Source organism: Candidatus Zymogenus saltonus (assembly GCA_016929395.1).
In the GTDB taxonomy this organism is placed as follows: domain Bacteria; phylum Desulfobacterota; class Zymogenia; order Zymogenales; family Zymogenaceae; genus Zymogenus; species Zymogenus saltonus.
Map to the genome: position 1 here is coordinate 1 of JAFGIX010000064.1, position 24263 is coordinate 24263.

At 52.8% G+C, this 24263-nt stretch carries 18 protein-coding genes; 16 read left to right on the top strand and 2 right to left on the bottom strand.

The window, feature by feature from the left end; translation table 11 throughout:
* Positions 1-336 precede the first annotated feature (336 nt).
* The gene (locus JW984_12695; protein ID MBN1574046.1) at positions 337-1941 is read right to left on the bottom strand and encodes an amidohydrolase; all 1605 of its coding nucleotides are present in this window, start codon (positions 1939-1941) and stop codon (positions 337-339) included.
* A 262-nt stretch (positions 1942-2203) separates the two neighbouring features.
* Here JW984_12695 and JW984_12700 point away from each other — a divergent pair, with 262 nt between their 5' ends.
* The 9 genes from JW984_12700 (at position 2204) to JW984_12740 (ending at position 13408) form a co-directional block, all read left to right on the top strand.
* Positions 2204-2902 (top strand): glycosyltransferase family 2 protein, encoded by a 699-nt coding sequence (locus JW984_12700; protein ID MBN1574047.1) that lies wholly within the window; start codon positions 2204-2206, stop codon positions 2900-2902.
* A gap of 51 nt (positions 2903-2953) precedes the next feature.
* Positions 2954-4474, top strand: a complete 1521-nt coding sequence (locus JW984_12705) for a glycosyltransferase family 39 protein (GenBank protein ID MBN1574048.1) — start codon at positions 2954-2956, stop codon at positions 4472-4474.
* A 218-nt stretch (positions 4475-4692) separates the two neighbouring features.
* Entirely contained in the window at positions 4693-5667 is a 975-nt protein-coding gene (locus tag JW984_12710) for a hypothetical protein (protein ID MBN1574049.1), read from the top strand.
* A gap of 354 nt (positions 5668-6021) precedes the next feature.
* Positions 6022-6654: a hypothetical protein gene (locus JW984_12715; protein ID MBN1574050.1), complete on the top strand. Its 633-nt coding sequence runs from the start codon at positions 6022-6024 to the stop codon at positions 6652-6654.
* 168 nt (positions 6655-6822) lie between these two features.
* Positions 6823-7410 carry a 4-vinyl reductase gene (locus JW984_12720; protein ID MBN1574051.1) on the top strand — a complete coding sequence of 196 codons (588 nt, stop codon included), beginning with the start codon at positions 6823-6825 and terminating at the stop codon, positions 7408-7410.
* Between the two features lie 225 nt (positions 7411-7635).
* A complete protein-coding gene (locus tag JW984_12725; protein ID MBN1574052.1) occupies positions 7636-10035 on the top strand; it encodes a hypothetical protein in 2400 nt (799 codons plus the stop codon).
* A gap of 167 nt (positions 10036-10202) precedes the next feature.
* Positions 10203-11243 carry a hypothetical protein gene (locus tag JW984_12730; protein MBN1574053.1) on the top strand — a complete coding sequence of 347 codons (1041 nt, stop codon included), beginning with the start codon at positions 10203-10205 and terminating at the stop codon, positions 11241-11243.
* 128 nt (positions 11244-11371) lie between these two features.
* The gene (locus JW984_12735; GenBank protein ID MBN1574054.1) at positions 11372-12271 is read left to right on the top strand and encodes a hypothetical protein; all 900 of its coding nucleotides are present in this window, start codon (positions 11372-11374) and stop codon (positions 12269-12271) included.
* Between the two features lie 84 nt (positions 12272-12355).
* The gene (locus tag JW984_12740; GenBank protein ID MBN1574055.1) at positions 12356-13408 is read left to right on the top strand and encodes a mechanosensitive ion channel family protein; all 1053 of its coding nucleotides are present in this window, start codon (positions 12356-12358) and stop codon (positions 13406-13408) included.
* A gap of 2 nt (positions 13409-13410) precedes the next feature.
* Here JW984_12740 and JW984_12745 read toward each other — a convergent pair whose 3' ends face one another.
* On the bottom strand, positions 13411-13851 hold the full coding sequence (locus tag JW984_12745) for a hypothetical protein (protein MBN1574056.1): 441 nt from the start codon (positions 13849-13851) through the stop codon (positions 13411-13413).
* A gap of 163 nt (positions 13852-14014) precedes the next feature.
* On the opposite strand from JW984_12745, the gene JW984_12750 reads away from it, so the two are divergent.
* The 7 genes from JW984_12750 to JW984_12780 all read left to right on the top strand — a co-directional run bounded on the left by JW984_12750 (position 14015) and on the right by JW984_12780 (position 23786).
* Positions 14015-15076 (top strand): metallophosphoesterase, encoded by a 1062-nt coding sequence (locus tag JW984_12750; GenBank protein MBN1574057.1) that lies wholly within the window; start codon positions 14015-14017, stop codon positions 15074-15076.
* Between the two features lie 366 nt (positions 15077-15442).
* The gene (gene nifA, locus JW984_12755) at positions 15443-17005 is read left to right on the top strand and encodes a nif-specific transcriptional activator NifA (GenBank protein MBN1574058.1); all 1563 of its coding nucleotides are present in this window, start codon (positions 15443-15445) and stop codon (positions 17003-17005) included.
* Between the two features lie 341 nt (positions 17006-17346).
* Positions 17347-18828 carry an ammonium transporter gene (gene amt, locus JW984_12760; GenBank protein ID MBN1574059.1) on the top strand — a complete coding sequence of 494 codons (1482 nt, stop codon included), beginning with the start codon at positions 17347-17349 and terminating at the stop codon, positions 18826-18828.
* 15 nt (positions 18829-18843) lie between these two features.
* On the top strand, positions 18844-19185 hold the full coding sequence (locus JW984_12765; protein MBN1574060.1) for a P-II family nitrogen regulator: 342 nt from the start codon (positions 18844-18846) through the stop codon (positions 19183-19185).
* A gap of 84 nt (positions 19186-19269) precedes the next feature.
* Complete coding sequence (locus JW984_12770; GenBank protein ID MBN1574061.1) at positions 19270-20556, top strand: flotillin family protein; 1287 nt, start codon at positions 19270-19272, stop codon at positions 20554-20556.
* A gap of 143 nt (positions 20557-20699) precedes the next feature.
* Entirely contained in the window at positions 20700-22028 is a 1329-nt protein-coding gene (locus JW984_12775) for a glutamine synthetase (protein MBN1574062.1), read from the top strand.
* A gap of 30 nt (positions 22029-22058) precedes the next feature.
* Entirely contained in the window at positions 22059-23786 is a 1728-nt protein-coding gene (locus tag JW984_12780; GenBank protein MBN1574063.1) for an NAD+ synthase, read from the top strand.
* Positions 23787-24263 lie beyond the last annotated feature (477 nt).

Consider the following 24263-nt stretch of genomic DNA (forward strand, 5'->3'; position numbering starts at 1 on the left):
ACCTGTTGAACTCCTCGATCGCCTCGCCGTAAAGCCCCTTCTGCGATTTCCTGATCCCCTCGTTGCTGGCCTTTTCCGCCTCGGTGAGGCAGGCGGTGAGTAAAAAGCCGGTTATAATAGACAGAACAACTATCTTGATGACACCTCCAATCAAGCTCTTTGTACTCTTCATCTTAAAACCTCCAATCCATTGTCCGATTTTTACCTAAATTATTATAGTTATTAATTATTGTCATGTCAAAAAATATTATTTCACGAAACAACAAAATCCGGCCGCAAAAAATGAAGGGGCGCGATTCCTCTTGCCCCCCCATAAATTTAAACTTACTGTGTCTCCTATCCCCCCCGGACCGTCTCCCCGCCTATGATCGTCATCTTTACCTCGATGTCCCTGATCTCGTTCGGCCTCACATCCATCGGGTTTTTATCGAGGAGGACGAAGTCGGCAAGCTTGCCCTTGGAGATCGTCCCCCTGGCATCCTCCACAAACGAGGCATACGCCGCCATCCTCGTGTAGAGGGAGACCGCCTCGAAGGGCGATAATGACTGATCGGCCGTGAAGCCCTCCCTTACCACCGCGGCCCATATGCCGGTCAGGACGCTTGGGTCTTCGATGGGGGAATCGGAGCCGCCGCATACAGGGATGCCGTAGTCCAGTATCGACCTTATAGGGTAGACCCTGTTGAGCCTCCCCCCAACCCTCGACTCTATCCAGGAGCCCTCGGAGGCTATGAACGACGGCTGGAACGAACAGATCGCCCCCCCCTCCTTTATCGCCCCATAGTCCTCCGGGTTTATCATCCCGGCGTGCTCGATCCTGTGGCGGAGCGTTGTCTTGCCCCCCCCGATCTCGACCTCTTTGTGGGCGTCGCGGTATATCTTTGCCAGCTCGCTCACCGCCCTGTCGCCGATGGCGTGGGTCGCCACCTGAACCCCCTCCCGCTGTGCGGCAAAGATCGTCTCTTTGATCTCCTCTATCGACTGGACCAGCATCCCCCTCTCGCCAGGGGAGTCGTGGTAGTCCTTGGTGAAGTAGGCAGTCCTGGAGCCGAACGTCCCGTCCAGAAAGAGCTTGAGCGCTCCGCCCCTCCACCTCCCGCCTGTCTTCTTTCCGCCGAAGTTGTCGGCAAGGGCCTTTGTGAACGTAGGGACGTCCGGGGCCGCGATCATCGGGTAGTTGCGGATCGGGAAGTCCCCCTCGAAGAGTTTGAATATAGGTATCTCGAAGGGCCCCAGGGCGCCGGAGGGCCCCTCCTCCCCGGTCTGCATGATGCCGTTCACGCCGGTGATCCCATAGGACAAGATAAGGTCCGTGAACATCTTATGTCCCCTTTTAAACTCCTCTATCTCCGGCGTCGGGACCGCGCTCATTATCAGCTTCATGGCAAGCTCCTTCAAGACGCCGGTGGGCCTGCCGCCGGCCTTCTCTATCAAACCGCCCTGAGGGTTCGGGGTGTCTGCCGTTATATTGGCTTCCTTCAAGGCGAGGGAGTTGACAATTGCCGAGTGGCCGTCGTACCTCAAAAGGACCAAAGGGTTTTCCGGGGAGACGGAGTCGAGCTCCATAAGCGTTGGGGGCCTCTTCTCCGGGTAGTCGTCCTCCCTGAAGCGGAGCCCCATGATCCACTTCCCCTTCTCGGCGGCTTCGACCTCGCCCTTTACGGTTTTTAGGAACTCGTCGAGAGACCTTATCTTTGCTAGGTCGAGGTTCATCTTGAAGTACGCCGAGAGTATGACGTGGAGGTGGCAGTCGATAAATCCGGGAAGGAGCGCACCCCCTCCCAGGTCTACCTCGGCGTAACCCTTTCCCAGCATATCCTTCATCTCGTCCATGCCGCCGACCCCGAGGATCTTATCGCCCTCGACCGCCAGCGCCTCGTGGAGGTCCCCCTCGGTCTCCATGGTGACCACCGCTCCGTTTGTGTACAGCTGCTTCTTCATATCTAGTTTACCTTAATCTTCCTGCAAAAAACCTTAGGTGAATATACCACTAATCATTAAATATTCCAAGGCCCGGTTTATTTATCGCAGACTTTTTTATATTAGTCTATTTCCTTAAAATATCCAGGATTTTTACTTTTGGTCCCGCTGAACAGCCAAAATCGGGCTATTTTTTTATCTTGACAGAAGATTTACTTAGTGGTAATTACTATCAGAATTTATCGTTCTTCCTCATTATTCTGGAGCAATGAAGGCAAATTCCATGAAATTGTCTATTGTCGTTCCGGTCTATAACGAGGAGAATACCATCGAAGAGATATTGAGGAGGGTCGATTCGGCCATAATCGAAACGGTAGCCGAAAGGGAGATTATCGTAGTCGATGATTTCTCCACGGACGGAACAAGGATTAAGTTGGAGGGGCTGGCAAGGAGCAGAAAAGACCTGAAGGTTTTATATCACGACAAAAACAGGGGGAAGGGGGCCGCGTTGAGGACCGGATTTATGGCTTTAACCGGGGACTTGGTTGTAATTCAGGACGCAGATCTCGAATACGACCCAAGCGAGTACGGGAAGCTCCTGGGACCCATCGTCGACGGGATTGCGGACGTGGTGTACGGCTCGCGTTTTTTGGGAAGCCCCCAAGGGTCCATTTATTTCTGGCACTACAGAGCGAACAAGCTCCTTACGCTGCTTTCCAACACGATGAACAACATAAATCTCACGGACATGGAGACCTGCTACAAAGTCTTCAAAAGCGAGGTGTTGAGGGAGCTTACCTTCAGATCGAACAGGTTCGGCTTTGAGCCGGAGTTCACAGCCAAGATTACAAGAAGGAAACATAGGATATACGAGATTCCCATCAGCTACTATGGGCGCACGTACAAGGAGGGTAAGAAAATCGGCTGGAGGGACGGGATTCTGGCTGTATTCTACATCATCTGGTACAGGTTTTTTAATTGATGATCGAGTGCGAAAGGAATGGGAGTCCCCTGGAGTGAGACGGGGAAAAAATTGATTTCCACCGTAAAGCGGATATATTTATCTGACAGGCTTCCTATATATGTTATCACCGTAGGCGCATTCCTTCGCATTTATCAGTATCTCTACTGCAAGTCCCTTTGGATCGACGAGGCCGCCCTTGCCCTAAATATCATCAACAGGCCGTTTTCGGGGCTTATCGAGCATCTCGATTACAATCAGTACGCGCCGCTGGGCTTCCTCTTTGTGGAAAAGGCGATAACCCTCGTCTTCGGAAATTCCGAATATTCCCTGAGACTCTTTCCCCTTATCTGCGGCCTGATCTCGCTCCCCCTCTTTTATTCCCTCTCCAAAAAGGTCTTGAAGAAAGAGAGTGTTCCGGTCGCGCTTATTATCTTTATAACGACGTGGTCTCTCCTCTACTATTCGGTAGAGGCAAAACAGTACGCATGTGACGTGATGGCAACAATGCTCTTATATCTGGCATTGTTGTATGCCGAAAAAAAAGAGTATGATTTAAAGACCTCGCTTGTTCTGGCCCTCCTCGGGAGTATCATGATCTGGTTTTCCCATCCCCTTATATTCGTTATGGCTGGAGCAGGGACGACCCTCATAATATTCTCGATATGGGAAAGAGAGTGGAAAAAGCTCTACGCGGTCATCCCGATCCTTCTGTTTTGGCTGCTCTCCTTTGCCGCGGACTATTTCTCCTTTTCAACCGTCAAAAACGAGATGGACAAGAAGTGGCTCTTCGGCTACTGGTCGATTCACTTCGCCCCCTTTCCGATTACCTCCGCTTCGGACCTTATGTGGTACTATGAGCACTTTGTCTCTATATTTAAAAATAAGTTAATGCTCGGCATGTATCCCCTGTCGGGATTCTGGATAGTCTTTTTTTTGATCGGCACATTTTCTCTGTTTCACAGAAATAAGAAGCTCATCTTATTTATGATTATGCCGTTTTTCTTTACCCTTGCGGCATCGGCCCTTAAGCTCTATCCCTTTTACGAGAGGCTGCTCCTCTTTTTGATTCCCATACCGATCCTGCTGATTTCGGAGGGGATTGTCGAGACGCTGAAAAGGTGTGCGAAGTCTCGGGTCGCCACCGCCATTATGGCCCTTCTCCTGGTAACGCTTTTGATCTGCTCTTTTGTAAAGAAGGGAAACTACCTTTTTATCCCCATACAGCGAGAAGAGATAAGGCCCGTTTTGAACTATATGAAGGCGCATTGGGAGCCCGGAGACGTCATATATACCTATCATGGCGCCATCCACCAATTTCTATATTACGCGCCGCGATACGGATTTGATGACGAGCCTGTTTATTCCGACTCACTTATCCGCAAGAATCCATATATATACTCCTTTGAGCTAAATAGAATCAGAGGCGAAAAGAGAGTCTGGGTCATATTCTCCCACATATACAGGGAGGAAACGATTGAGGAGATGAAAAGGAGCTATCTCGATCGTCTCGACAAGGCCGGAAGGAGGGTAGACTCCTTTAACAGCGTTGCCTCCTCGGTTTTTCTCTACGACCTTAGCGCTGATAAATAGACAAGTAACATCGGGCTTTTCCGGTTTCATTAAGAAAGTGACCGTTGGTTTCCCCCTTAAGCCGGAAAGAGAAATTGATAGTGATTGCAATCGACGGATCAATTATATAGAATGTTTTAGACTATTGAGGCCTGCGGCCGGTTTTCTGAATAAGATAGTGTTTAAATTAAATAGGTAGCAAATTATTTTTATCAATCCATTTTGAGGGGATTATTTTTATGACCAAACTGAAAATCGACAGGGACCTCCTCATGAGGTTTGAGAGGGGACTGGACCCCAGGAATCCCGAGGATAACGAAGTTCCCACCAAGGTTCTCGGATACGGCGAGATGTCCACGGTCTTCACCATAACTGGGGAGGGTCAAGGTGACCTCGCCTACAAGAGGATGCCCATCTTCGAGGACATGGAGGAGGCCGAGAAGTACAGGGCGGTATACAATGAGTACAACGACCTGCTGAACAAGATAGGCATCACGGTCCCCCCCTTCGATTCCGTCGTGATCGAAAACGACGACGGCCAGATCGTGATGTTCGGCGTCCAGAAGATCCTCGACCCCGCGTCAATCGCCCACAAGATCATCCACTCGATAACAGACGATGAGATCATGTTGTTGGTAAGGCTCATATTAAGGGAGATAAAGAAGACCTTCGATTTCAACAAGAAGAACAAGAAGCTCAATATCGTGCTCGACGCCCAGATATCCAACTGGGCGGTAAAGGGATTCGATCCCAAAAGGCCGAAGATCACCGAAAAGACCGAGTTCTTCTTCATCGACACCACGACTCCCCTCTTCAGGAAGGACGGCGTGGAGCAGCTCGATCCGGAGCTGATCTTGAGGGCGGCCCCCTCCTTTCTCCTCTGGATTGTCCGCCTGTTGTTTGTCGAGGACGTGATCTCCCGCTACTACGACTTCCACCTCTCGACGATCGACCTGGTCGCAAATTTCTACAAGGAACAGCGCTCCGACCTGATCCCCGCCCTCATCGACCTGGCGAACGATTTCTTTGAGACGGAGGCGAAAGACCTTAAAATAGAGCCTATCACCATGAAGAAGGTCAACAGCTATTACAGGGAGGACGTGTTGATATGGCGGCTGTGGCTGTTCTTCAGAAAAGTAGACCGCTTCATCAGGACGAAGATCACGAGAAAGGGCTACCCCTTTATCCTCCCCGGCAAGATAAAGAGATACTAAAGGGAAATTTGACCTCAAGGATTTTTTACGTAAGCGTCTCGACATCGGGGACGGGCCTTGTGTCCGTCCCCTGTTCATGTAATAACCTCCATCTCCCTTTTCAAGGGCCGTCTTCCCTCGCCCAACCGGAGACTCCGAGGGTCTAAAAGCGATGCCGATTTAGATGCACTTTTTAGATGAAACTTGCTATAATTATGCATATATATAGTGATACCGTTAAAGCAGATATGTAATTTGTTGTTTGCCCCCACGGAAGCACACCCTCTCCGACCGGAAGTTGAGTCACTCAAAATTACATTTCAAATAAACTGACTTCTTAATAAACTTGCTTTTCATAACTTGAGGAACTTGACAATGACAGAAGGGAAATCTCTAACTCATTTGTCTTATCGATCGGTCGTGGATGCAATAGAGGACATCTTGGGAAAAAGCGGTAAAAACTCCGTCCTGAACTTCGCCGGGTTGGGCTGGATGGTGAATAACCCGGTCGATTACGACCCCGAAGCCAGGGTCGCTTTCGATGATGTAACAAGGCTGTTTTACGGGGTCAGGGAGATCGTGGGGAATAAAGGATACGACATCATAATGTTCAGGGGGGGTGTAACCTCCGTAAAGAACATTGTAAAGCACTCCTTGCCCCTCCAAACCCTCATTACCATGAAATTAGACCCTATCGAAAAGCTAAAGTTGGGTTACCGGGCGTATATAACCAACGCAGGATACGATCCGGACAAGACGATGGAGCACTTCGGCGAGACCAGACAGATACTCATCCACAGGCCGGACTGCACGGAGTGTGAGATATACACCAAAGACAGTGAAAAACTAAAGGAATTCAAGGAGCCTTCCTGCTCCTTTATTAAGGGCATTCTGTATGAGATCGGAAACATCTTCAAGGAAACAAAGGTGGCGGTGAATGAGGTGAAATGCAGGCTGCTGGGAGATGACGAGTGCCTCTATAAGATAGATTACGAGATCATCGGATAGATTTCAGCAGCGTTTAATTGACCTTGCAGGTCATTCTAAAGACGAGCTTGGGGGATCGATTTTACAAAGGGGTCTGTTTCTAAACATCTTTTTGTGCCTGCCGCAAAATGGCGCTCGCTGTCTTCTTGAACCGATATGGATATTATCGGCAGGTCAAAGGAGGACAGGATGGCCCAAGAGGGAATGGTCTCCAACATCACAATGAGATGCTCCATCGACGCCATAACCGAGATTTTGGGGGAGAACGGGTGCAAGATAATCTTCAAGGGAGCCGGCATCCTTGACGTATTCGAGAATCCTCCCCCCTATGATTTCAATCCCTGTGTCACCGAGGGCAAGAGGGACAAAATGATTGCGGAGGTCGCAGATATTCTGGGACTCGAGGGCGCCCTGGGCGTTTGGAGACGCATAGGATTTACCGGAGCCAAATACGCGGTGGAGATAGGACACGTCCTTGACGACAAGGAGGGACTCGAACCGGACGAGAAGTTCCTGAAGGCCCTCGAGCTGTGGAGCCTCGCCACCAGCGAGGGGAGAATAGTCATGCGCGACGACGGAAAGGCGGATTTTGACGTCTTCAACTGCCTTACCTGTATAAATTACAAATCCAAGAGGCCGATCTGCGCAACAACCGCGGGGGCGCTCCAATACATGTCGGACTGGGCCTACGGCGAGAAAAAGTATATAGTAAGGGAGATCAAGTGCAAGGCGATGGGGGACGATACCTGTTACTATACTTTGACGGAACGGGATTAGCCGCACTTGATTAATGTCGTTGCCCCCGATTTTGAGTCTTGAGGAAATGACCCCCTCTAAAATGACACTTTAATATCAGCTGAAGACAGAAGATCAACAGTTTGCAAGGGGCAGGTCTCAAGAGCCGTCGCACCCCTTGAGCCTGCCGCTTTCCCCTGTCCTTGACTTTTGGCGCAATATCGACTATAAACTAATTAAAAACCTGTAAACATTTGGGAGTTGACCATGGAATCTGAGGCGTTAAATCTTAAAGAGAAGCTGAAGATCAAGGCGGTCAGGAACGTCAGGCGGGGATACGCGGAGGACGAGTCGGCGAGAGGCATGTACCGCCCCGGGATCACGCTGGACATACAGAGGTCGCGGCTGTTGACCGAATCGTACAGGGAGACCGAGGACGAGCCGATGGTGATGAGGCGGGCCAAGGGTCTCTACAACATCCTCTCAAAGATGGACATCTACATCCAGGACTGGGAGAGGATAGTAGGAAACAACGTATCAACGCCTGAAGGCCTCTACTTTCCCATAGACATGAACTGGCGCTCAGTAAAGAGGGTGGTCAGCGGAAAGGAGGGGGAGGGTCTCCTTGACGACGCCGGCAGGGAGGAGCTGGGGGAACTGGTCGATTACTGGCGCGGAAGATCGATGAGCGACATCCAGCAAAACACCTTCACCGGCGACGAGCTGAAGTACTGGCGGTACGAGGGGACCTTCATGTGGACGCACTGGTCGGAGCTCGGAATCCCGAACTACGAAAAGATATTTAGGGTAGGCCTCAAGGGTATCATCGAGGAGGCGAGGAACCGCCTCGACGAGCTTGACCGGATTGTGCCTCTCGATTACGTCGATCAGAAGGAGTTTTTGCAGGCCGTTATAATATCTCTCAATGCAGTGATAAAGTTCGCCCACCGCTACGCCGAGCTTGCGGTAGAATTGCTCCTTAAGGCCAAAGATCCCGAGGACAGGCGGAGGCTTGAAAAAATTCAAAAGAGTTGCCTGTGGGTGCCGGAGAATCCCCCGCGAAACCTGGTCGAGGCCCTCCAGTCCTTCTTCTTCATACACGTCGTTCGATACATCGAGTATTCCACGCTGGGAATCGGGATTCGGTTCGACAAGATATTCGGCCCCTACTACGAGAGGGAGCTGAAAGAGGGAGCGATCACGAGAGAGGAGGGGCTGAAGCTTCTTCAGTTCCTCTGGGTCAAGTTTCACGAGCTGGGGCTCGTTTACTCCCCCATGCTGACCGCCGTATACGGAGGCGTGGCGTCCCTTCAGGCGATCACCCTTGGGGGTGTGGACGAAAACGGGGACGACGTCACAAACGAGATGACCTATCTCGTCCTGGATACGGCCGAGAGCATGAAGACGCTGGAGCCGAGCATCGCCCTGAGATACCACGACGGGACGCCGGACAAACTCCTCTCGAAGACGATAGATGTGATTCGTACCGGTATCGGCTATCCCTCCCTCTTCAACGACAAGTCGATTCTCCCCACCCTTACGGGGTGGGACGTCCCGGAGAGGGACGCCAGGGACTACGCGATCACCGGCTGCGTCTACCTGGAGCTTCCGGGCAAGAACATAGCCAGGAGGGCCTACGGAGGGATCCTCTTGACCAAGTGCCTCTGGTGGGCCCTTCACATGGGTAAAAATCCGGACACCGGGGAGCAGTGGGGCGCCCCCACCCCCGACCCGAGGTCCTTCAAATCGGCCGACGACCTGATGGACGCCTATCTCGAGCAGGTGCGCTTCTTCTTCGGGAAACTCAACAAGATCGAGAACACCTGCCGTAACCTGTACGAAAAATACCTCCCCAGGCCATTCTACTCCGCCCTTCTGGACGGGTGCATCGAGAAGGGGATGGATTCGAGAAAGTGGGCTTATCCGTCGAGCGTCCACGACATCTGCATCATAATGGGCCCCACCAACACGGCCGACTCGATAACGGCGATCAAGAAGGTCGTCTTCGAGGACAAAAAGGTAACGATGGACGGGCTTATCAGGGCGATGGACAAGAACTGGGAGGGTTATGAAGAGATAAGACAGCTGATGCTGAACGCTCCTAAGTACGGAAACGACGACGATTACGCCGACGAGATCGCTGTCCGGGTCCACCACGAGACCGCCCGGGTGATGGCGGAGTTCACCGACCGCTTCGGGAACCCCTGCCGTGGCGACGGGAGCGCCGTATCCGCCACCTACGGCGTCGCCATAAACACCCCCGCAACCCCGGACGGCAGGAGGGACGGGGAGGCCTTCAGCGACGCGACCCTCTCCCCGATTCAGGGGAGAGACAGGAAGGGCCCAACGGCCGTCCTGAAATCCGCCTCAAAGATAGACACCACCAAGACCTACAACCACCTCCTGAACCAGAAGTTCCCCCCCTCGGCCCTGGAGGGGGAGATGAAGGAGGTGTTTAAGTCGTACATCAGGACATGGGGAGAACTCGGGGTCAGCCACGTCCAGTTCAACGTGGTAGACAAGGAGACTCTTTTGGACGCCCAGGAGAATCCCGGAAAATACCAGGACCTCATCGTCAGGGTGGCGGGGTACAGCGCCTATTTCGTCGACCTGAGCCGCGGACTCCAGGATTCGATCATATCGAGGACGCAGCAGGCCTTCAGCTGATCCTCCCGGCATCGGATGCGCCCGAGAGATGGAGGGCCAACTTCATATCAAATGGGGGAGCTTTCCATCCGCCGGTCATCATTATCACCCCGAATTTCCTATTTCAATCGCCTTCCAATTGTCAATGAAACGAATCTTACAGGTCACACTTTCTTACAGGAGCTGACATGATGAAAAAGCTGTACATTTTATTTTTTCTCGTTATTTTTATCATTACCCTTTGCGCCCAAACAATGGCGGATGAGGCCGTAGGCTTTAAAGTCGTCACGGTTTCGGTTGGGGGCGAATATGAAATTTTATGCGGGGTATGGTACCCGGCCGCTGGAGGAAACGCCAGGGCTGCCTACGACTTCGGAAACGGCGCGGTTACGGGAAAGGCGATCAAAAACGCCGCCCCTAACAAAGATCTCGGCCCGCTTCCGATAATCGTATACTCCCACGGCTATTCGGGCTGCTCCCACTCGTCCGCCTTTCTTGTGGAGTCTCTTGCGGGGTCGGGATTCATCGTGATCGCCCCCGACCACACCGACGACCTGAAGGCGTGCAGCTTAAAGGAGGGCTTCGTAAGGGAGCGGGGATACGGATCCAAGCTCGCAAAAAGGGCGATACGATTAAGCCGGGCGCTCTCCAGCGGCGAATACGACACCGGCCACTTCAGATACAGGTACATGGAGGTGTCGGCCGCAATAGACTGGATAGTTAATGCGGGCGGTGATCCCGCGTCCCCCTTTTACGGCCTCGTGGACCCGGAAAAGATCGGGGCCGTCGGCCACTCCCTGGGGGCGTACAGCGTGCTTGCCGTATCGGGGGTAATCGATATCGCCCGCGATCCGAGGATCAGGGCGGTCGTTGCGATGTCGGGGCCGGGGGACAGGGTCTTTGCCTGCGACAAGATGACCGGTGTTAAGGTCCCCGCCATGCTGATGTACGGCGAAGACGAGAGGGGGCGAAAGGAAGAGGGATTAAACCTCCAGTATCGGTGTCTTGCTGAGCCGAAGTTCCTCCTTGTGATCTCGGGGGCGGATCACCTGACGTTTGCGGAGAGCAGTTTTAGGCGCAGAGACAGGGCCGCCGAGGAGAAGAGGCACACCGTTATAGCGAGGTACGTGGTTGTCTTCTTCGAGTATTTCATCAAGGGCCAAGAGGGGGCGAAGGGGGTGCTCAAAGTGCGGAATCCGGGCCTCGAACGGTACGATTTTAACTTTTGACATTTATCTCAAAGGAAAGTCGATCGATTCCAGACAAATCTCAAAAAAATTCCCTTAGGGGAGTTTACATATCCCCTCCATTAATGGTAGAATGCCCGAATTGTTCAGGGACCTATCTATAGCCAAGGATGTTTAGAAACAAGTCAAAAACAGGACTGCTAAAGAGGGATGCCGAAGGCGCCCCGGCTGGCGCCCTTGTCTTATCCGCGATCTTTATACTCATCCTGTTTTCCTTCGTCTCATGCTCCGGGGGAGGGGAGAAAGTCGAGGACACCGCCGGTTCCCCGGGCACGGAAACTGGATTGACTCCGGAGACGGGGGAAGGCAGCACAGGCAATATTGACGATATGGTCGATGTGGGAGTCTTGAAGGGGGAGGAACTCTCCGGCCTTCGGCTCACCGCAAAGACGAGGCTGACCTACCTTGTCAACGGCGCCGTTGAGGAGGCCGAGGAGGGATTCGTCGCAATCGACGGAAACAAGACAAGGTACGAGACGCCGAAGTGCGGGGAGCTTGGCTACAGCCACGTCACGGTCGACAGGGGGGACCTCAAGCTGACATTTGTCCTCATACCGGAGAGGAGACGTTACTTCGAGATCAAGAGAGAAACAGGGAACGAGCGAAACAAAGACAATGCCGGGGACTATTCATCTTCGGGCAAAACCCCTTCCGGCCAGAGCCTCATCTTCGGCGGGACACTTGAGCCGTTCGGCCCCTCCGCAAACGAGGTCTCGAGGAAGTCCCTCGGAGTCGAGGAGGTTCGGGGTTACGCCTGCGAGAAATTCAGGGTCAAGGAGGAGTTTCTCGACGGAAGCTTCACCCGCTACACCGAATGGCTGGCCGCGGACCTGAATCACCTCCCGATAAAGACGGAATACAGGCTCAAGGCGGGCTCCGACCTGTATATCACCAGGTGGGAGCTGATCGATATAAAGATGGGGGCACCCTCCCCCGATCTCTTCAACGTCCCCGATGGATACGTCAGGGTCAATAACATCTCCGAGGCGCTGAAGGAGGTAGCTCCCTGACGGATTTGATTGAAACCATTTACGGGTAATATTAACTATTAACTCTAAGACTTAAATCTTGATTTGAAAAACGGAGGCAACTTAATGGAAAAACTTATTGATTATCTCTCCCAGACTTATTTCGGCAACACCCTGGTTCAGTACCTATACTTCTTCCTTATCATCATCGGCTTCGCCATTCTGGCGAAGGCCATCTACTATACCTTCAAACACAAGATAAGTAAACTGACCAATAAGACAGACACGAAGCTGGACAATATGATAATCGATTTCATCGAGGAGCCGATATCCTTGATTCTTGTCGTTGTCGGTTTCTGGGTGGCCTTTAAGACCTTGAATCTATCTGAGGAATTCGAGAAATTCATATCCCAGGTTTTGACCATTATCTTTCTCCTGATAGTCACGTGGCTCGTGGTCAGGCTCGTGGACGTTGTGGTGAAGGGGTTTTTGTCCCCCCTCGTGGCAAAGTCGGAATCTAAGCTGGACGATCAGGTCATCCCGGTGATCTCCAACCTTGCGAAGATCGCCATCTGGATAATGGTGATTATCGTCCTCCTTTCCGAGCTCGGCTACGACGTCTTATCCCTGGTTACCGGCCTCGGCCTCGGCGGTGTGGCCATCGCCATGGCGGCCAAGGACACGATAGGCCACATGTTCGGCGGCTTCAACATCTTTATGAACAAGCCCTTTCAGATTGACGACGTCGTCCTCTTTAAAGGTACTGAGGGAACGATAGAGGAGGTCGGCCTGAGGATGAGCTCTCTCAGGACATGGGACGACACGAAGGTCTTTATCCCCAACAGCGAAATAGCGAACTCGGTGCTGGAAAACATATCGGCGAGAAAGGCGAAAAGGGTGGTAAGCAATATCCACGTCGCCGTGGACGTAAACGCCGCATCCATCGAAAAGGCAACGGATACGATAATCAAGACCGTAAAGAGCATAGACGGCATAACGGAGAACGTCCGGTGCGACTTCTACGACTATCTCGACTTCTCCCTCATCTTCAGGCTGGAATACTGGATCGAGCTTGACAAGGACTATTTCAGGATGCGCAACAAGGTGAACACCGAGACAAAGAAGGTATTGGAGAAGATGAAAATCAGGCTTTCACATCCCCCCGGAGCAAAGGCGTGAGGCTAATAGTTTCTAATGTGGGCCTTCTTCCTCCTGTAGTCGCTCAGGAAGTAGACGAACAGAGCCGCGAAGAGGAGGTCGACCGCGCCGAAGATGACAAGGATGAAGGTGAGTCCCCAGAAGAGTCCGGCGTAAACGAGGAAGATCCCGGCCCAGGCCCTTAGGGCGACCCCGAAGACCGGGATGTAGAATTTGTACCTCTCGTAGCTTACGTAAGGGAAAACGTATCCGAGGCCGATAAATACTGAAAAGACGCCGTTCACCTTGAGCCAAGCCATCTCCAAGGATTTATCCGGCGTCATCGGGAGGTTGGGGTCTATTGCGCTCATAAAAAGGTACAAAACGGCGTAAAGGAAAAATCCCGAAAGGCCCGCGAGAATGTCGTATGCGCCGGCGAAAAGTATAAAGAACCTGTAGGGACTGGATACGTATGGCGATTGCATAATGGATTAAGGATAGCATGGAGAATTTGGGGGCGCAAGAAAAATTGTCGCCCGGTCTCCCTTCCCCGAAAATTCAGGAAACAACGACCCGCTTAATAAGAGCGGATTAAACAGCCGATCTTACCCTACAATTGCAATATCAATTTTTTTTCAAAGGATTATTATGAAGGAACTGCTATTTAAAATGAGGCGTTTTTTTCTGATCGTATCCATCTTGGCATTCCTGATGCTCGTCTTTCTCGCATCATCGATAATCTTGGGGAGATGGGTATGCAAATCCAAACCCCCTAATTTTCTAGGAAACCACAAAAAGAACATCATGATGGTCAACGACGACGAAAAAATTATGGAGCCGTTCACCTTTCTCGTTGTCGGCGATATAGGATTAAAGAGACATTTTGTACACTTCATCGAGAATATCGAGTTCCACGAAACACCCGATTTCGGTTTTTTCCTGGGGGACTTCGTGAAAAATCCCGAGAAGGAGAACCACTGCTTTTTCAACTACCGGTACTCTAAAATAGAGCTGATGTTTCCTGTCTTCCTTCTCGCGGGAAATCACGATATCGCGCTGGGAAAATACAAATCAAAGCCGAACGCATTTTTTCTTGAGGACTTCGAGGAGACCTACGGCCCTGCAAATTTCTTCTTCAAGCATCACGGGTGTCTGTTTGTCGCCGCAAACGACTGCTACAACGACAACTATGTGGACTATCTGAGGGAGGTGCTCGCCAGGGAATCGAGAGACGCCGTTTTGACGTTCGTTTTGATGCACATCCCCCCGACTTCGATAATACCGGCCAAGAAATTTCGGCCCCTTGAGAGGGAGGAGGAGTTTCTCTCCTTGATGAAGGAGTTCGATGTGGACTACTTCTTCAGCGGCGATTTCCACTCTTACTACAGGTTAAACAAGGACGGCGTGGACTACATCATCACGGGCGGGGGCGGCTCAAAGCTGTGCTATGACGAGAATAAATGCAGCTTTCACCACGTAATTGTGATCAGCGTGAATCCGAAAACGGGGAAAATTACCGAACGGGTGTATCCGATCAGGGAAGTGTTTGACATCGTCTTCGACTATGAAAAGCTTGTCATCACAAAGGTCTACCCCGTTTTGAAAAGAAGCCCCCTCCTCTCATGGATCTCCATTCTCGCAATTCTCCTCGTATTCATGGCCTCGACCATAGTCTACATCAGGATTGCAAGGAGAAAAAGGGAGTTTTGAAATAGAGATAAAATCAGAGCGGCTGTCCCCTATGTAGCAATTGGTGGTCGATTCTTATCTAAAATCGAATACAAATCGAATATGATGGATATCAACTTCGGGGTGATAATCGGCCGCTTTCCCCACCCTCTTAGTTCCCCAGCCTTCTCCCGTTCGCCGATCTGGTTTTGACTTGTTGCATCAAATAATATTTACAACTTGCCTTTATCATACCTGTAAGGTCGAAAAAAGCTTGATAAAGTCGTAAACATGTCCTACAATACAGTAGGATAGTAGGTTAGATCATACCAAACGGTAGCTTTTGGGCAAAACTCCATTTAAAGGTCGATCCAATCGAATTTAAGTCGGCTTTTTAAGGAAGAAGAGATGGAGACATCAACGGAATATTCAAGGACAAGCAGGGAAACCACGGAGCTGAGCCTCATCTACGAAATCAGCAAGACCCTCGACTCCAGCATGGAGATCGAGGATGTCCTGGGCCCTGTCCTCGAAAAGATGGCCACGCACATGGGGATGGTTCACGGCGCCATCACGCTTCTCGAGAGGCAGACCGGCGACATCTTCATCGACACCGCCTACGGCCTCTCCGATTCCCAGATGAAAAGGGGGAGATACAAGCTGGGCGAGGGAGTAACCGGAAGAGTCGTCCAGACCGGAAAGCCGGTTGTCGTCTCGCGAATCTCGGAGGAGCCCCAGTTCCTGAACAGGACCGGAGCGGGGAGGAGCTTCGCCGACAAGGACGTCTCCTTCATCTGCGTCCCCATAAAGCTGGAAAACGAGGTTATCGGCGCCCTGAGCTTCGACAGGCCCTACAGCGAAACGGCCCCCCTCGATGACGACATCCGAATACTCTCCATCATATCCTCCATGATAGCCCAGGCCGTCCACTTGAGGAGATCCGCCCAGGAGGAGCGCCAGAGACTCCTTGACGAGAATGTCAGGCTGAAGGAGGAGCTCAAGGACCGCTTTAAGCCCGACAACATCATAGGAAACTCCAAGGCGATGCAGGAGGTCTATGACCTGATCATGCGGGTCTCCAAGACCAACGCGACGGTGCTGATCAAGGGGGAGAGCGGCACTGGAAAGGAGCTTGTCGCCCACGCCATCCATTTTCACAGCCAGAGGGCGAACAGCCCCTTCATAAAGGTCAACTGCGCGGCGCTGCCGGAGACGATCATAGAAAGCGAGCTCTTCGGCCACGAAAAGGGGGCCTTCACCGGCGCCCTCAAGACGAAGAAGGGGAGATTCGAGCTTGCCCACGGCGGGACCCTGTTCCTTGACGAGGTGGGGGACCTCTCCCAGGAGACCCAGATCAAGCTCTTGAGGGTCCTTCAGGAGCGGGAGTTCGAGAGGGTCGGGGGGACAGATACGATCAAGGTGAACGTCAGGATAATAACCGCCACAAACAGGGACATCGAGGCGCTGATAGAAAAAGGGAGCTTCAGGGAGGACTTATACTTTCGTCTGAACGTCTTTCCCATCCACATACCCCCGCTGAGAGACAGGAAAACGGACATCCTTCTTCTGGCCGACCACTTCGCCGAGAGGTACGGAAAAGAGAACAACAAGGCCATCAGGCGAATATCGACCCCCGCCATCGACATGTTGATGTGCTACCACTGGCCAGGAAACGTCCGTGAGCTCGAAAACACCATAGAGCGGGCCGTGATCCTGAGCAACAACAACGTTATCCACGGCCACCACCTCCCCCCCACCCTCCAGACCGCCGAGGCCACGGGGACCCCCGTAAAGGCGACGCTTGGAGACGCCCTCGATTCGCTGGAGAGGGAGATGCTCCTGGACGCCCTTAAGTCCTCGAGGGGAAACAGGGCCGCCGCTGCGAGGCAGCTCGGCATATCGGAGAGGCTGATGGGGATACGCGTGAAAAAACACGGGATCGAGCCTGGAAGATTTCATACCAAACGGTAGCTTTATTAAGCTATTCCTACCATAAGGTAGCATTTTTAAGCCTGACCGCCCCCATAATCCGCCAAACTTTCAAGATATTGGATCAATCCAAAAAAACCGGATTTCATTTAAAACTATTAAATCAATAATATCAAGCCCTTATAAAACATCACCTCACTTTTAACGGCGACCTCCCGCCGCTTGGCACAAAACTTGCGATAGTATCTCAATCAAGATTGAAAAGGGATATGCCGCAGGCATATCTCCCTATAGTGGCTCGCTACATAGGAAATCGGAACGGAATAACTTAAAGGAGGTTGTTTATGAGAAGACTATTTGTTGGAAAGGCGATTCTCATGGTGATGCTTCTGCTGTTTACGGTACTCATTCCCATTTTCCCTGCGGCCGTGGCTCAGGAAGAGGGGGCGCCGGCGACGGAAGTGGTTACCACCGCAGAGGACACCGCTTCAGAGGCGGGAGATGCGGCGGAAGGGGCGGAGACCCCCACGGGAGAGGTCCCTCCTCCGGCGGTCGTCGATGAAGCCGCGGAAGACGGCGCCGACACCGCCGCGGAAGATAAGACCGAAGAGGCGACATACGTTACAAAGGCCGCCCTCGATACGGTCTGGGTGCTGATAGCCGGTGTGCTGGTCATGTTCATGCAGGCGGGGTTCGCAGTTTTAGAGGCGGGATTCGTCCGCGCCAAGAACTCCCTCAACGTCGTTATGAAGAACATAATGGATTTCTGCTTTGCAACCATAACGTACTGGGCGGTAGGCTTTGCGATCATGTTCGGGGCGGGGAACGCCCTGTTCGGCACCAGCGGCTTCTTCCTGAGCGATCCGACGGGGACGACGTTCGACTCGCTTAGCTGGACCATCGTCCCTCTCGAGGCGAAGTACTTCTTTCAGCTCGTCTTTTGCGCAACTTCGGCGACCATCGTTGCCGGGGCGGTGGCGGAGCGCACGAAGTTTGTAGCCTACATCATCTATTCCATCGTCATCTCCGCCGTGATATACCCGGTGATCGGCCACTGGATCTGGGGAGGGGGCTGGCTGGGAAGCCTCGGAATGCTCGACTTTGCGGGATCGACCGTAGTTCACTCAACCGGCGGGTGGCTCTCCCTTGCGGGCGTCATCATCCTGGGACCAAGAGTGGGCAAGTATAAATCGGACGGGACACCAAAGGCCATTACGGGACACAACATACCCCTTGCCGCCCTGGGAGCCTTCATCCTATGGTTCGGGTGGTTCGGATTCAACGCGGGGAGCACAATGGCTGCTGACGCAGAGGATATCGCCCATATCGTAACCACCACCAACCTCTCGGCCGGCGCCGGGGGGATTGCGGCGATGTTCACCTCATGGTGGATGTTTAAAAAGCCGGATATAAGCATGGCGATCAACGGCGCCCTGGCGGGGCTTGTGGGAATAACCGCCCCATGCGCCTTCGTGACCGCCGGCGGGGCCATCTGGATCGGGCTCTTTGCCGGGGTGCTTGTGGTCCTGGCGATACTCTTTCTTGACAAGGTCCTGAAGATCGACGATCCCGTGGGCGCCATCGCGGTCCACGGCGTAAACGGGGCCTGGGGCACCCTAGCCGTTGGGATCTTCGCCAAGGAGGGCGGTCTTCTCTACGGCGGCGGCTTCAAGCTGTTGGGTATCCAGGCGCTGGGCGTCGTCTCCGTGTTTGCCTTTGCGATGACCACGGGTCTTCTCCTCTTTTACGTGATCAAGCACCTGGTGGGATTCAGGGTTTCGAGGGAAGAGGAGCTGAGAGGCCTTGACATCGAAGAGCACGGCATGGAGTCGTATCCGAGCTTTCAGATCTTCACCACGGAATAAAAAAGGAGGTTAACAATGAAACTTATCGTGGCGATAATACAGCCCCATAAACTCCCCGACGTCAAGCAGGCCCTCTACGAAAACGAGATTTATCTGATGACGGTATCAAACGCCCTCGGCTCCGGGAGGCAACTGGGATACAAAGAGGTCTACAGGGGTGTCCCCGAGGAAGTAAATCTTTTGAAAAAAATCAAACTCGAGATTGCGGTGAATGAAGAGTACGTGGAGCCGACGATCGACGCCATCATCAAGGGGGCGAAGACCGGAAACATCGGTGACGGGAAGATATTCGTCCTCGACCTGCCGCAGGTCATCAGGATCAGGACGGGGGAGAGGGGAAGGTCGGCAATAGGTTAAAAGGAGTTAAAATAGTGAAAATCTTATCGAAGATCGACAGTTTACAAATTTTGACTTTTGACAAAAACAGTAAGGAGGCTTATAATGGATGTGCTGAGTCTAAAACCGGAAACGATCGGTATATTGATAGCGATTGCCATAATTGCAATCGCCGTGATCATTGCGTTTATCAAGGCTAACCTTCATGTGTGTCCCCCGAACGAGCTTCTCATTTTCTCGGGCAAAAAGAGGAAGTTGAAGGACGGCACGATAGTGGGGTACAGGGCAATCAAGGGCGGAAGAGGACTCAAGATCCCGATTATCGAGTCGGTATCGAGGATGCCTCTCAATACCTTTACGGTGGATATGGAGCTGATCGGGGCGCTGACAAACGGGATCATCCCGATAAACATCGAGGCGATGGCAAACGTGAAGGTGGCCGGAAGCGAGTCGGAGGGAATCAACAACGCCCTGGAGCGTTTCCTCGGCAGGAACATGGGGGAGATATCTCAGGTCGCCAGGGAGACGATAGAGGGCTCCCTTCGGGGTGTCCTTGCCACACTGTCCCCCGAGGAGGCAAACCAGAAGAGGCTGGAGTTCGCCGAAAAGGTGTCCGACGAGGCAAGCGCTGACTTCAGGAAATTGGGGTTGGTCCTCGACACCTTCAAGATAAAGAACATATCCGACCCCGAGGGGTACATGGATAATATAGGGCGCAAGAAGAATGCGGAGGTCAAGAGGGACGCCATCATAGCGGAGGCGAAAACCGAGGCCGAATCGAGAATCGCCACGGCGGAGTCAAAGAGGAAGGGGAGCATAGCCGAATACGAGGCGGAGCTTGCTGTAATCGAGGCTGAAAACAGCTACAAGATAAAGAAGGCCAAGCTGGCCGAAGAGGTCAACAGGGCGGAGTCCAGGGCCAGCGTCGCGGGAGACATAGCGAGGGTGACCGAGGAGGAGAAGCTCGAAGACGCCAGGATAAAGATGAACAAGAAGAAATACGAGGCGGAAACCGTGGTCCCGGCCCAGGCGGACAAAGAGGCGAAGATCCTCTACGCCAAGGGAAAGGCGGCGCGGATCGTCGAGGACGGCAAGGCGATGGCGGAGTCTGTCAAACTCCTCAGGGAGGAATGGGAGAAGGACGAGACGAGAGAGCTGTTCCTCATCCAGCAGCTTCCCATGATCCTGGACAAGATAACGAGCGTCGTCAAGGATAACCTGAGGGTGGACAAGCTCACGATCTTGGACAACGGCGACGGAAACGGCTTACCGACGCTTGTCAAGGGGCTCACGGGTTCGACTGCAGCCTTTTTCGAGGGGATAAAGAGCGCCACCGGACTCGACATCCCGGAGATCCTTCAACCCAAGAAGGGGAGTAAGAGCGCCGGTTAAAAACTACAACGATACAGTGCAAACTTGTCGAAAGGTTCGGCATAAAGACAAAGAAGAACCTAAATAACTGGGATTCAAGGATTTAATCCTAAAATCCCAGTTATTACAATATTCTACACTCAAAACAGGATAAGGAAAAAACTATGATTGTAAACACAAAGAGAGACGTGCTAAAAATCGTCAAGGAGAGGAACGTCAGCTTCATCCAGTTCTGGTTTACGGACATACTCGGATTTCTGAAGAGCTTTGCCGTCACCCCGTCCGAGCTGGAGGAGGGATTGTCCGAGGGAATGGGCTTTGACGGCTCTTCTATCGAGGGCTTTGCGAGGATCGAAGAGAGCGACATGATCGCAAAGCCGGATCCATCGACCTTTCAGTTCCTTCCCTGGAGGGACGAGGAAAGGCCGGTGGCAAGGATGTTCTGCGACATACTCGAGCCCACGGGCGAGCCTTACGCGGGCGATCCGAGACATGCATTCAAGAAGCTCCTCCAGAGGGCGAAGGACGAGGGCTATATATATTATATAGGCCCAGAGCCTGAGTTCTTCTATTTTGCCAGCAAGGACGAGCCGAAGACCCTGGATTCGGGCGGGTATTTCGACGCGACCCCCCTGGATCTGGCTTCGATGCTCAGGAGGGAGACGATCTTCGCGCTCCAGAAGTTCGGGATCGACATAGAGTACAGCCACCACGAGGTCGCGCCGAGCCAGCACGAGATCGATCTCAGGTTCGACGAGGGCCTCAGGATGGCCGACAAGTTCATGACCCTAAGAACCACCGTCAAGGAGATCGCGAGACTCAACGGGTACCACGCAACGTTCATGCCCAAGCCGATCTTCGGGGAGAACGGGAGCGGGATGCACGTCCACCAGTCCCTCTTCAGGGATGACAGAAACGCCTTTTTCGACGCCAACGATCCGATGAGCCTTTCGGCCGAGGGGAAGAGCTACATAGCGGGAATCCTGAAGCACGCCAGGGAGATAACGGCCGTGTGCAACCAGTGGGTGAACTCCTACAAGCGCCTCGTCCCCGGCTACGAGGCCCCGGTCTACGTCAGCTGGGCGAGGCGAAACAGGTCGACGATGGTGAGGGTGCCCCAGTACAAGCCCGGAAAGGAGAAGGCCACGAGGATGGAGTTTCGCTCGCCGGACCCCGCCGCCAACCCGTACCTGGCCTTTGCGGTGATGCTGGCCGCGGGTCTCAAGGGCATCAAGGAGGGCTACACCCTTCCGGCTCCGATCGAGGAAGACCTGTATGAATTCAGCCCGGAGAAGAGGAGGGAGAGGGGTATCACCGAGCTTCCGGGAAACCTCTTCGAGGCGGTGGGCGAGCTCGAAAAGAGCGAGCTTGTAAGGGACGCCCTTGGCGATCACATATTTTACAAGTTTATCGAGAACAAGAAAATAGAGTGGGACAGGTACAGAATACACGTCAGCAAATACGAGATAGACAACTACCTCCCCATCATTTAATCTTTTACCAACCGTTTTTTGGAAGGGAAAATGGGCATTTTGAGAATCGCCCAGGCACAGATAAACACAACCGTTGGCGACCTTGGCGGCAACTCCGCCAAGGTCGCCTCTTACATTAAAAGGGCCGTAGACGCCGATGCGGACATCGTCACGTTCCCGGAACTCGCCATAAGCGGATACCCCCCGGAAGACATCCTCTTGAAGCCGCAATTTCTGAGGGACTGCAGAAAGGCGATCGAGAGCGTCTTCGAGTCCACGGACGGGATCGCCGCGGTCGTCGGCTTTCCCGACTTCGCAGGAGACAAGGTCTTCAACGCCGCCGCCCTTATTTATGACCGAAAACTGCTGGCGATATACCACAAGGTGGAGCTTCCCAACTACGGGGTGTTCGACGAGAAGCGCTATTTCACTAGCGGAAACGAGCCCCTGACCTTTCTCCTGAACGGCAAGCGCCTCATGGTGACAGTATGCGAGGATATCTGGATAGAGGGAAGCCCGGTGGAAAATTTCGCATTAGACAACGACGTGGACATCGCCCTCAACCTCTCCGGCTCCCCCTTCCACGCCGGGAAGATTGAGATCAGGAAAAAGATAGCGTCAAGCTTCGCCGTCAGGACTAACACCTTCGTCTGTTACAACAACCTCGTCGGCGGCCAGGACGAACTCGTATTCGACGGGACGAGCCTCGTAGTGAACAGGGAGGGAAACGTCATAGACATGGGGAAGAGGTTCGAAGAAGACCTCTTCATCACCGACTTCGCGGATACGGAGATCGACACCGCCGTCCCGTTTCCGAGGAGGGAGGCCCAAGATGCGGAGATCGTTATTGAAACGGAGGGAGGCAAAAGAAAGACGGCTGAAGACAGGCCGATCCCCGAGATCGCCAGAAGGAAGTATGAAAATCACGGCGAAATAGACGAGATATGGAGGGCCCTCGTCCTGGGAACCGGAGATTACGTGAGGAAAAACGGCTTCAAGAAGGTCGTGATCGGCCTCTCCGGCGGGATAGACTCCACGCTGACCGCCGCCGTGGCGGTAGCCGCCTTAGGCAAAGAAAACGTCATCGGCGTCACGATGCCGTCCATGTACACCTCGGATGAGACATTCAAAGACTCTGACCTGACGGCGAAGAACCTCGGAATCAGGCTGATAACAGTGCCCATAGAGCCGATATTCATATCGTATCTCGATCTCCTCGAAGGCCCCTTCGGCGAGGGGGAGCCGGGGGTCGAGGCGGAGAACCTCCAGGCGAGAATCAGAGGGAATATCCTCATGGCCCTTTCCAACAGGTTCGGCTGGCTCGTCCTGACCACCGGCAACAAGAGCGAGATGGCGGTCGGCTACGCGACCCTCTACGGAGACATGGCGGGCGGCTTCGCCGTTATCAAGGACGTCCCCAAGACGACCGTATATAAAGTCTCGGAATACGTCAACAAGATCGAAGGGAGAGAGGTAATCCCTAAGAGCGTCATCGAGCGACCCCCTACCGCGGAGCTGAGGCCCGACCAGAAGGACGAGGACTCACTCCCCCCCTACGAGGTACTCGATCCGATCCTGTCCGCCTACGTAGAGGGAGACGAAGACCCGAAAGAGATCGCGAAAAGAGGATATGACATCGAGACCGTGCTTGACGTCGTGAAGATGGTCGATCGCAACGAATACAAGAGGAGGCAGGCCCCGCCTGGGGTAAAGATCACGCCTAAGGCCTTCGGCAGGGACAGGAGGCTCCCCATCACGAACAGGTACCCGAAGAGGTGAAGACGAGATTCTTTCACAGGGGGTCTTTTACAGGTGCAATATATGACGGCCCCTTCAACTCCCTAAGTATTGATATGCTGTCATTCCAAGCAATACAAAGGAATCCAGATAGATATTATTCACTGGATTCCCGTTTTCACGGGAATGACAAAATAGTCTTTCACTGGATTCCCGCTTCCCAATGGAATCTATACTGTCATTCCCAACCTGATTGGGAATCCAGATAGATATTATTCACTGGATTCCCGTTTTCACGGGAATGACAAAATAGTTATTTCAATGGATTCCCGCTTCCCAAGGGAATCTATACTGTCATTCCCAACCTGATTGGGAATCCAGATAGATATTATTCACTGGATTCCCGCTTTCGCGGGAATGACAGAATAGTCTTTCACTGGATTCCCGTTTGCACGGGAATGACAAAATAGTTATTTCAATGGATTCCCGCTTCCCAAGGGAATCTATACTGTCATTCCC

Coding starts and splice junctions, on each gene's coding strand:
- amt (MBN1574059.1), top strand. CDS start 17,347: ATGCTTCTGCTGTTTACGGTACTCATTCCCATTTTCCCTGCGGCCGTG.
- JW984_12780 (MBN1574063.1), top strand. CDS start 22,059: ATGGGCATTTTGAGAATCGCCCAGGCACAGATAAACACAACCGTTGGC.
- JW984_12725 (MBN1574052.1), top strand. CDS start 7,636: ATGGAATCTGAGGCGTTAAATCTTAAAGAGAAGCTGAAGATCAAGGCG.
- JW984_12700 (MBN1574047.1), top strand. CDS start 2,204: ATGAAATTGTCTATTGTCGTTCCGGTCTATAACGAGGAGAATACCATC.
- JW984_12740 (MBN1574055.1), top strand. CDS start 12,356: ATGGAAAAACTTATTGATTATCTCTCCCAGACTTATTTCGGCAACACC.
- JW984_12695 (MBN1574046.1), bottom strand. CDS start 1,941: ATGAAGAAGCAGCTGTACACAAACGGAGCGGTGGTCACCATGGAGACC.
- JW984_12720 (MBN1574051.1), top strand. CDS start 6,823: ATGGCCCAAGAGGGAATGGTCTCCAACATCACAATGAGATGCTCCATC.
- JW984_12715 (MBN1574050.1), top strand. CDS start 6,022: ATGACAGAAGGGAAATCTCTAACTCATTTGTCTTATCGATCGGTCGTG.
- JW984_12735 (MBN1574054.1), top strand. CDS start 11,372: ATGTTTAGAAACAAGTCAAAAACAGGACTGCTAAAGAGGGATGCCGAA.
- JW984_12710 (MBN1574049.1), top strand. CDS start 4,693: ATGACCAAACTGAAAATCGACAGGGACCTCCTCATGAGGTTTGAGAGG.
- JW984_12770 (MBN1574061.1), top strand. CDS start 19,270: ATGGATGTGCTGAGTCTAAAACCGGAAACGATCGGTATATTGATAGCG.
- JW984_12775 (MBN1574062.1), top strand. CDS start 20,700: ATGATTGTAAACACAAAGAGAGACGTGCTAAAAATCGTCAAGGAGAGG.
- JW984_12750 (MBN1574057.1), top strand. CDS start 14,015: ATGAAGGAACTGCTATTTAAAATGAGGCGTTTTTTTCTGATCGTATCC.
- JW984_12730 (MBN1574053.1), top strand. CDS start 10,203: ATGATGAAAAAGCTGTACATTTTATTTTTTCTCGTTATTTTTATCATT.
- JW984_12745 (MBN1574056.1), bottom strand. CDS start 13,851: ATGCAATCGCCATACGTATCCAGTCCCTACAGGTTCTTTATACTTTTC.
- nifA (MBN1574058.1), top strand. CDS start 15,443: ATGGAGACATCAACGGAATATTCAAGGACAAGCAGGGAAACCACGGAG.
- JW984_12765 (MBN1574060.1), top strand. CDS start 18,844: ATGAAACTTATCGTGGCGATAATACAGCCCCATAAACTCCCCGACGTC.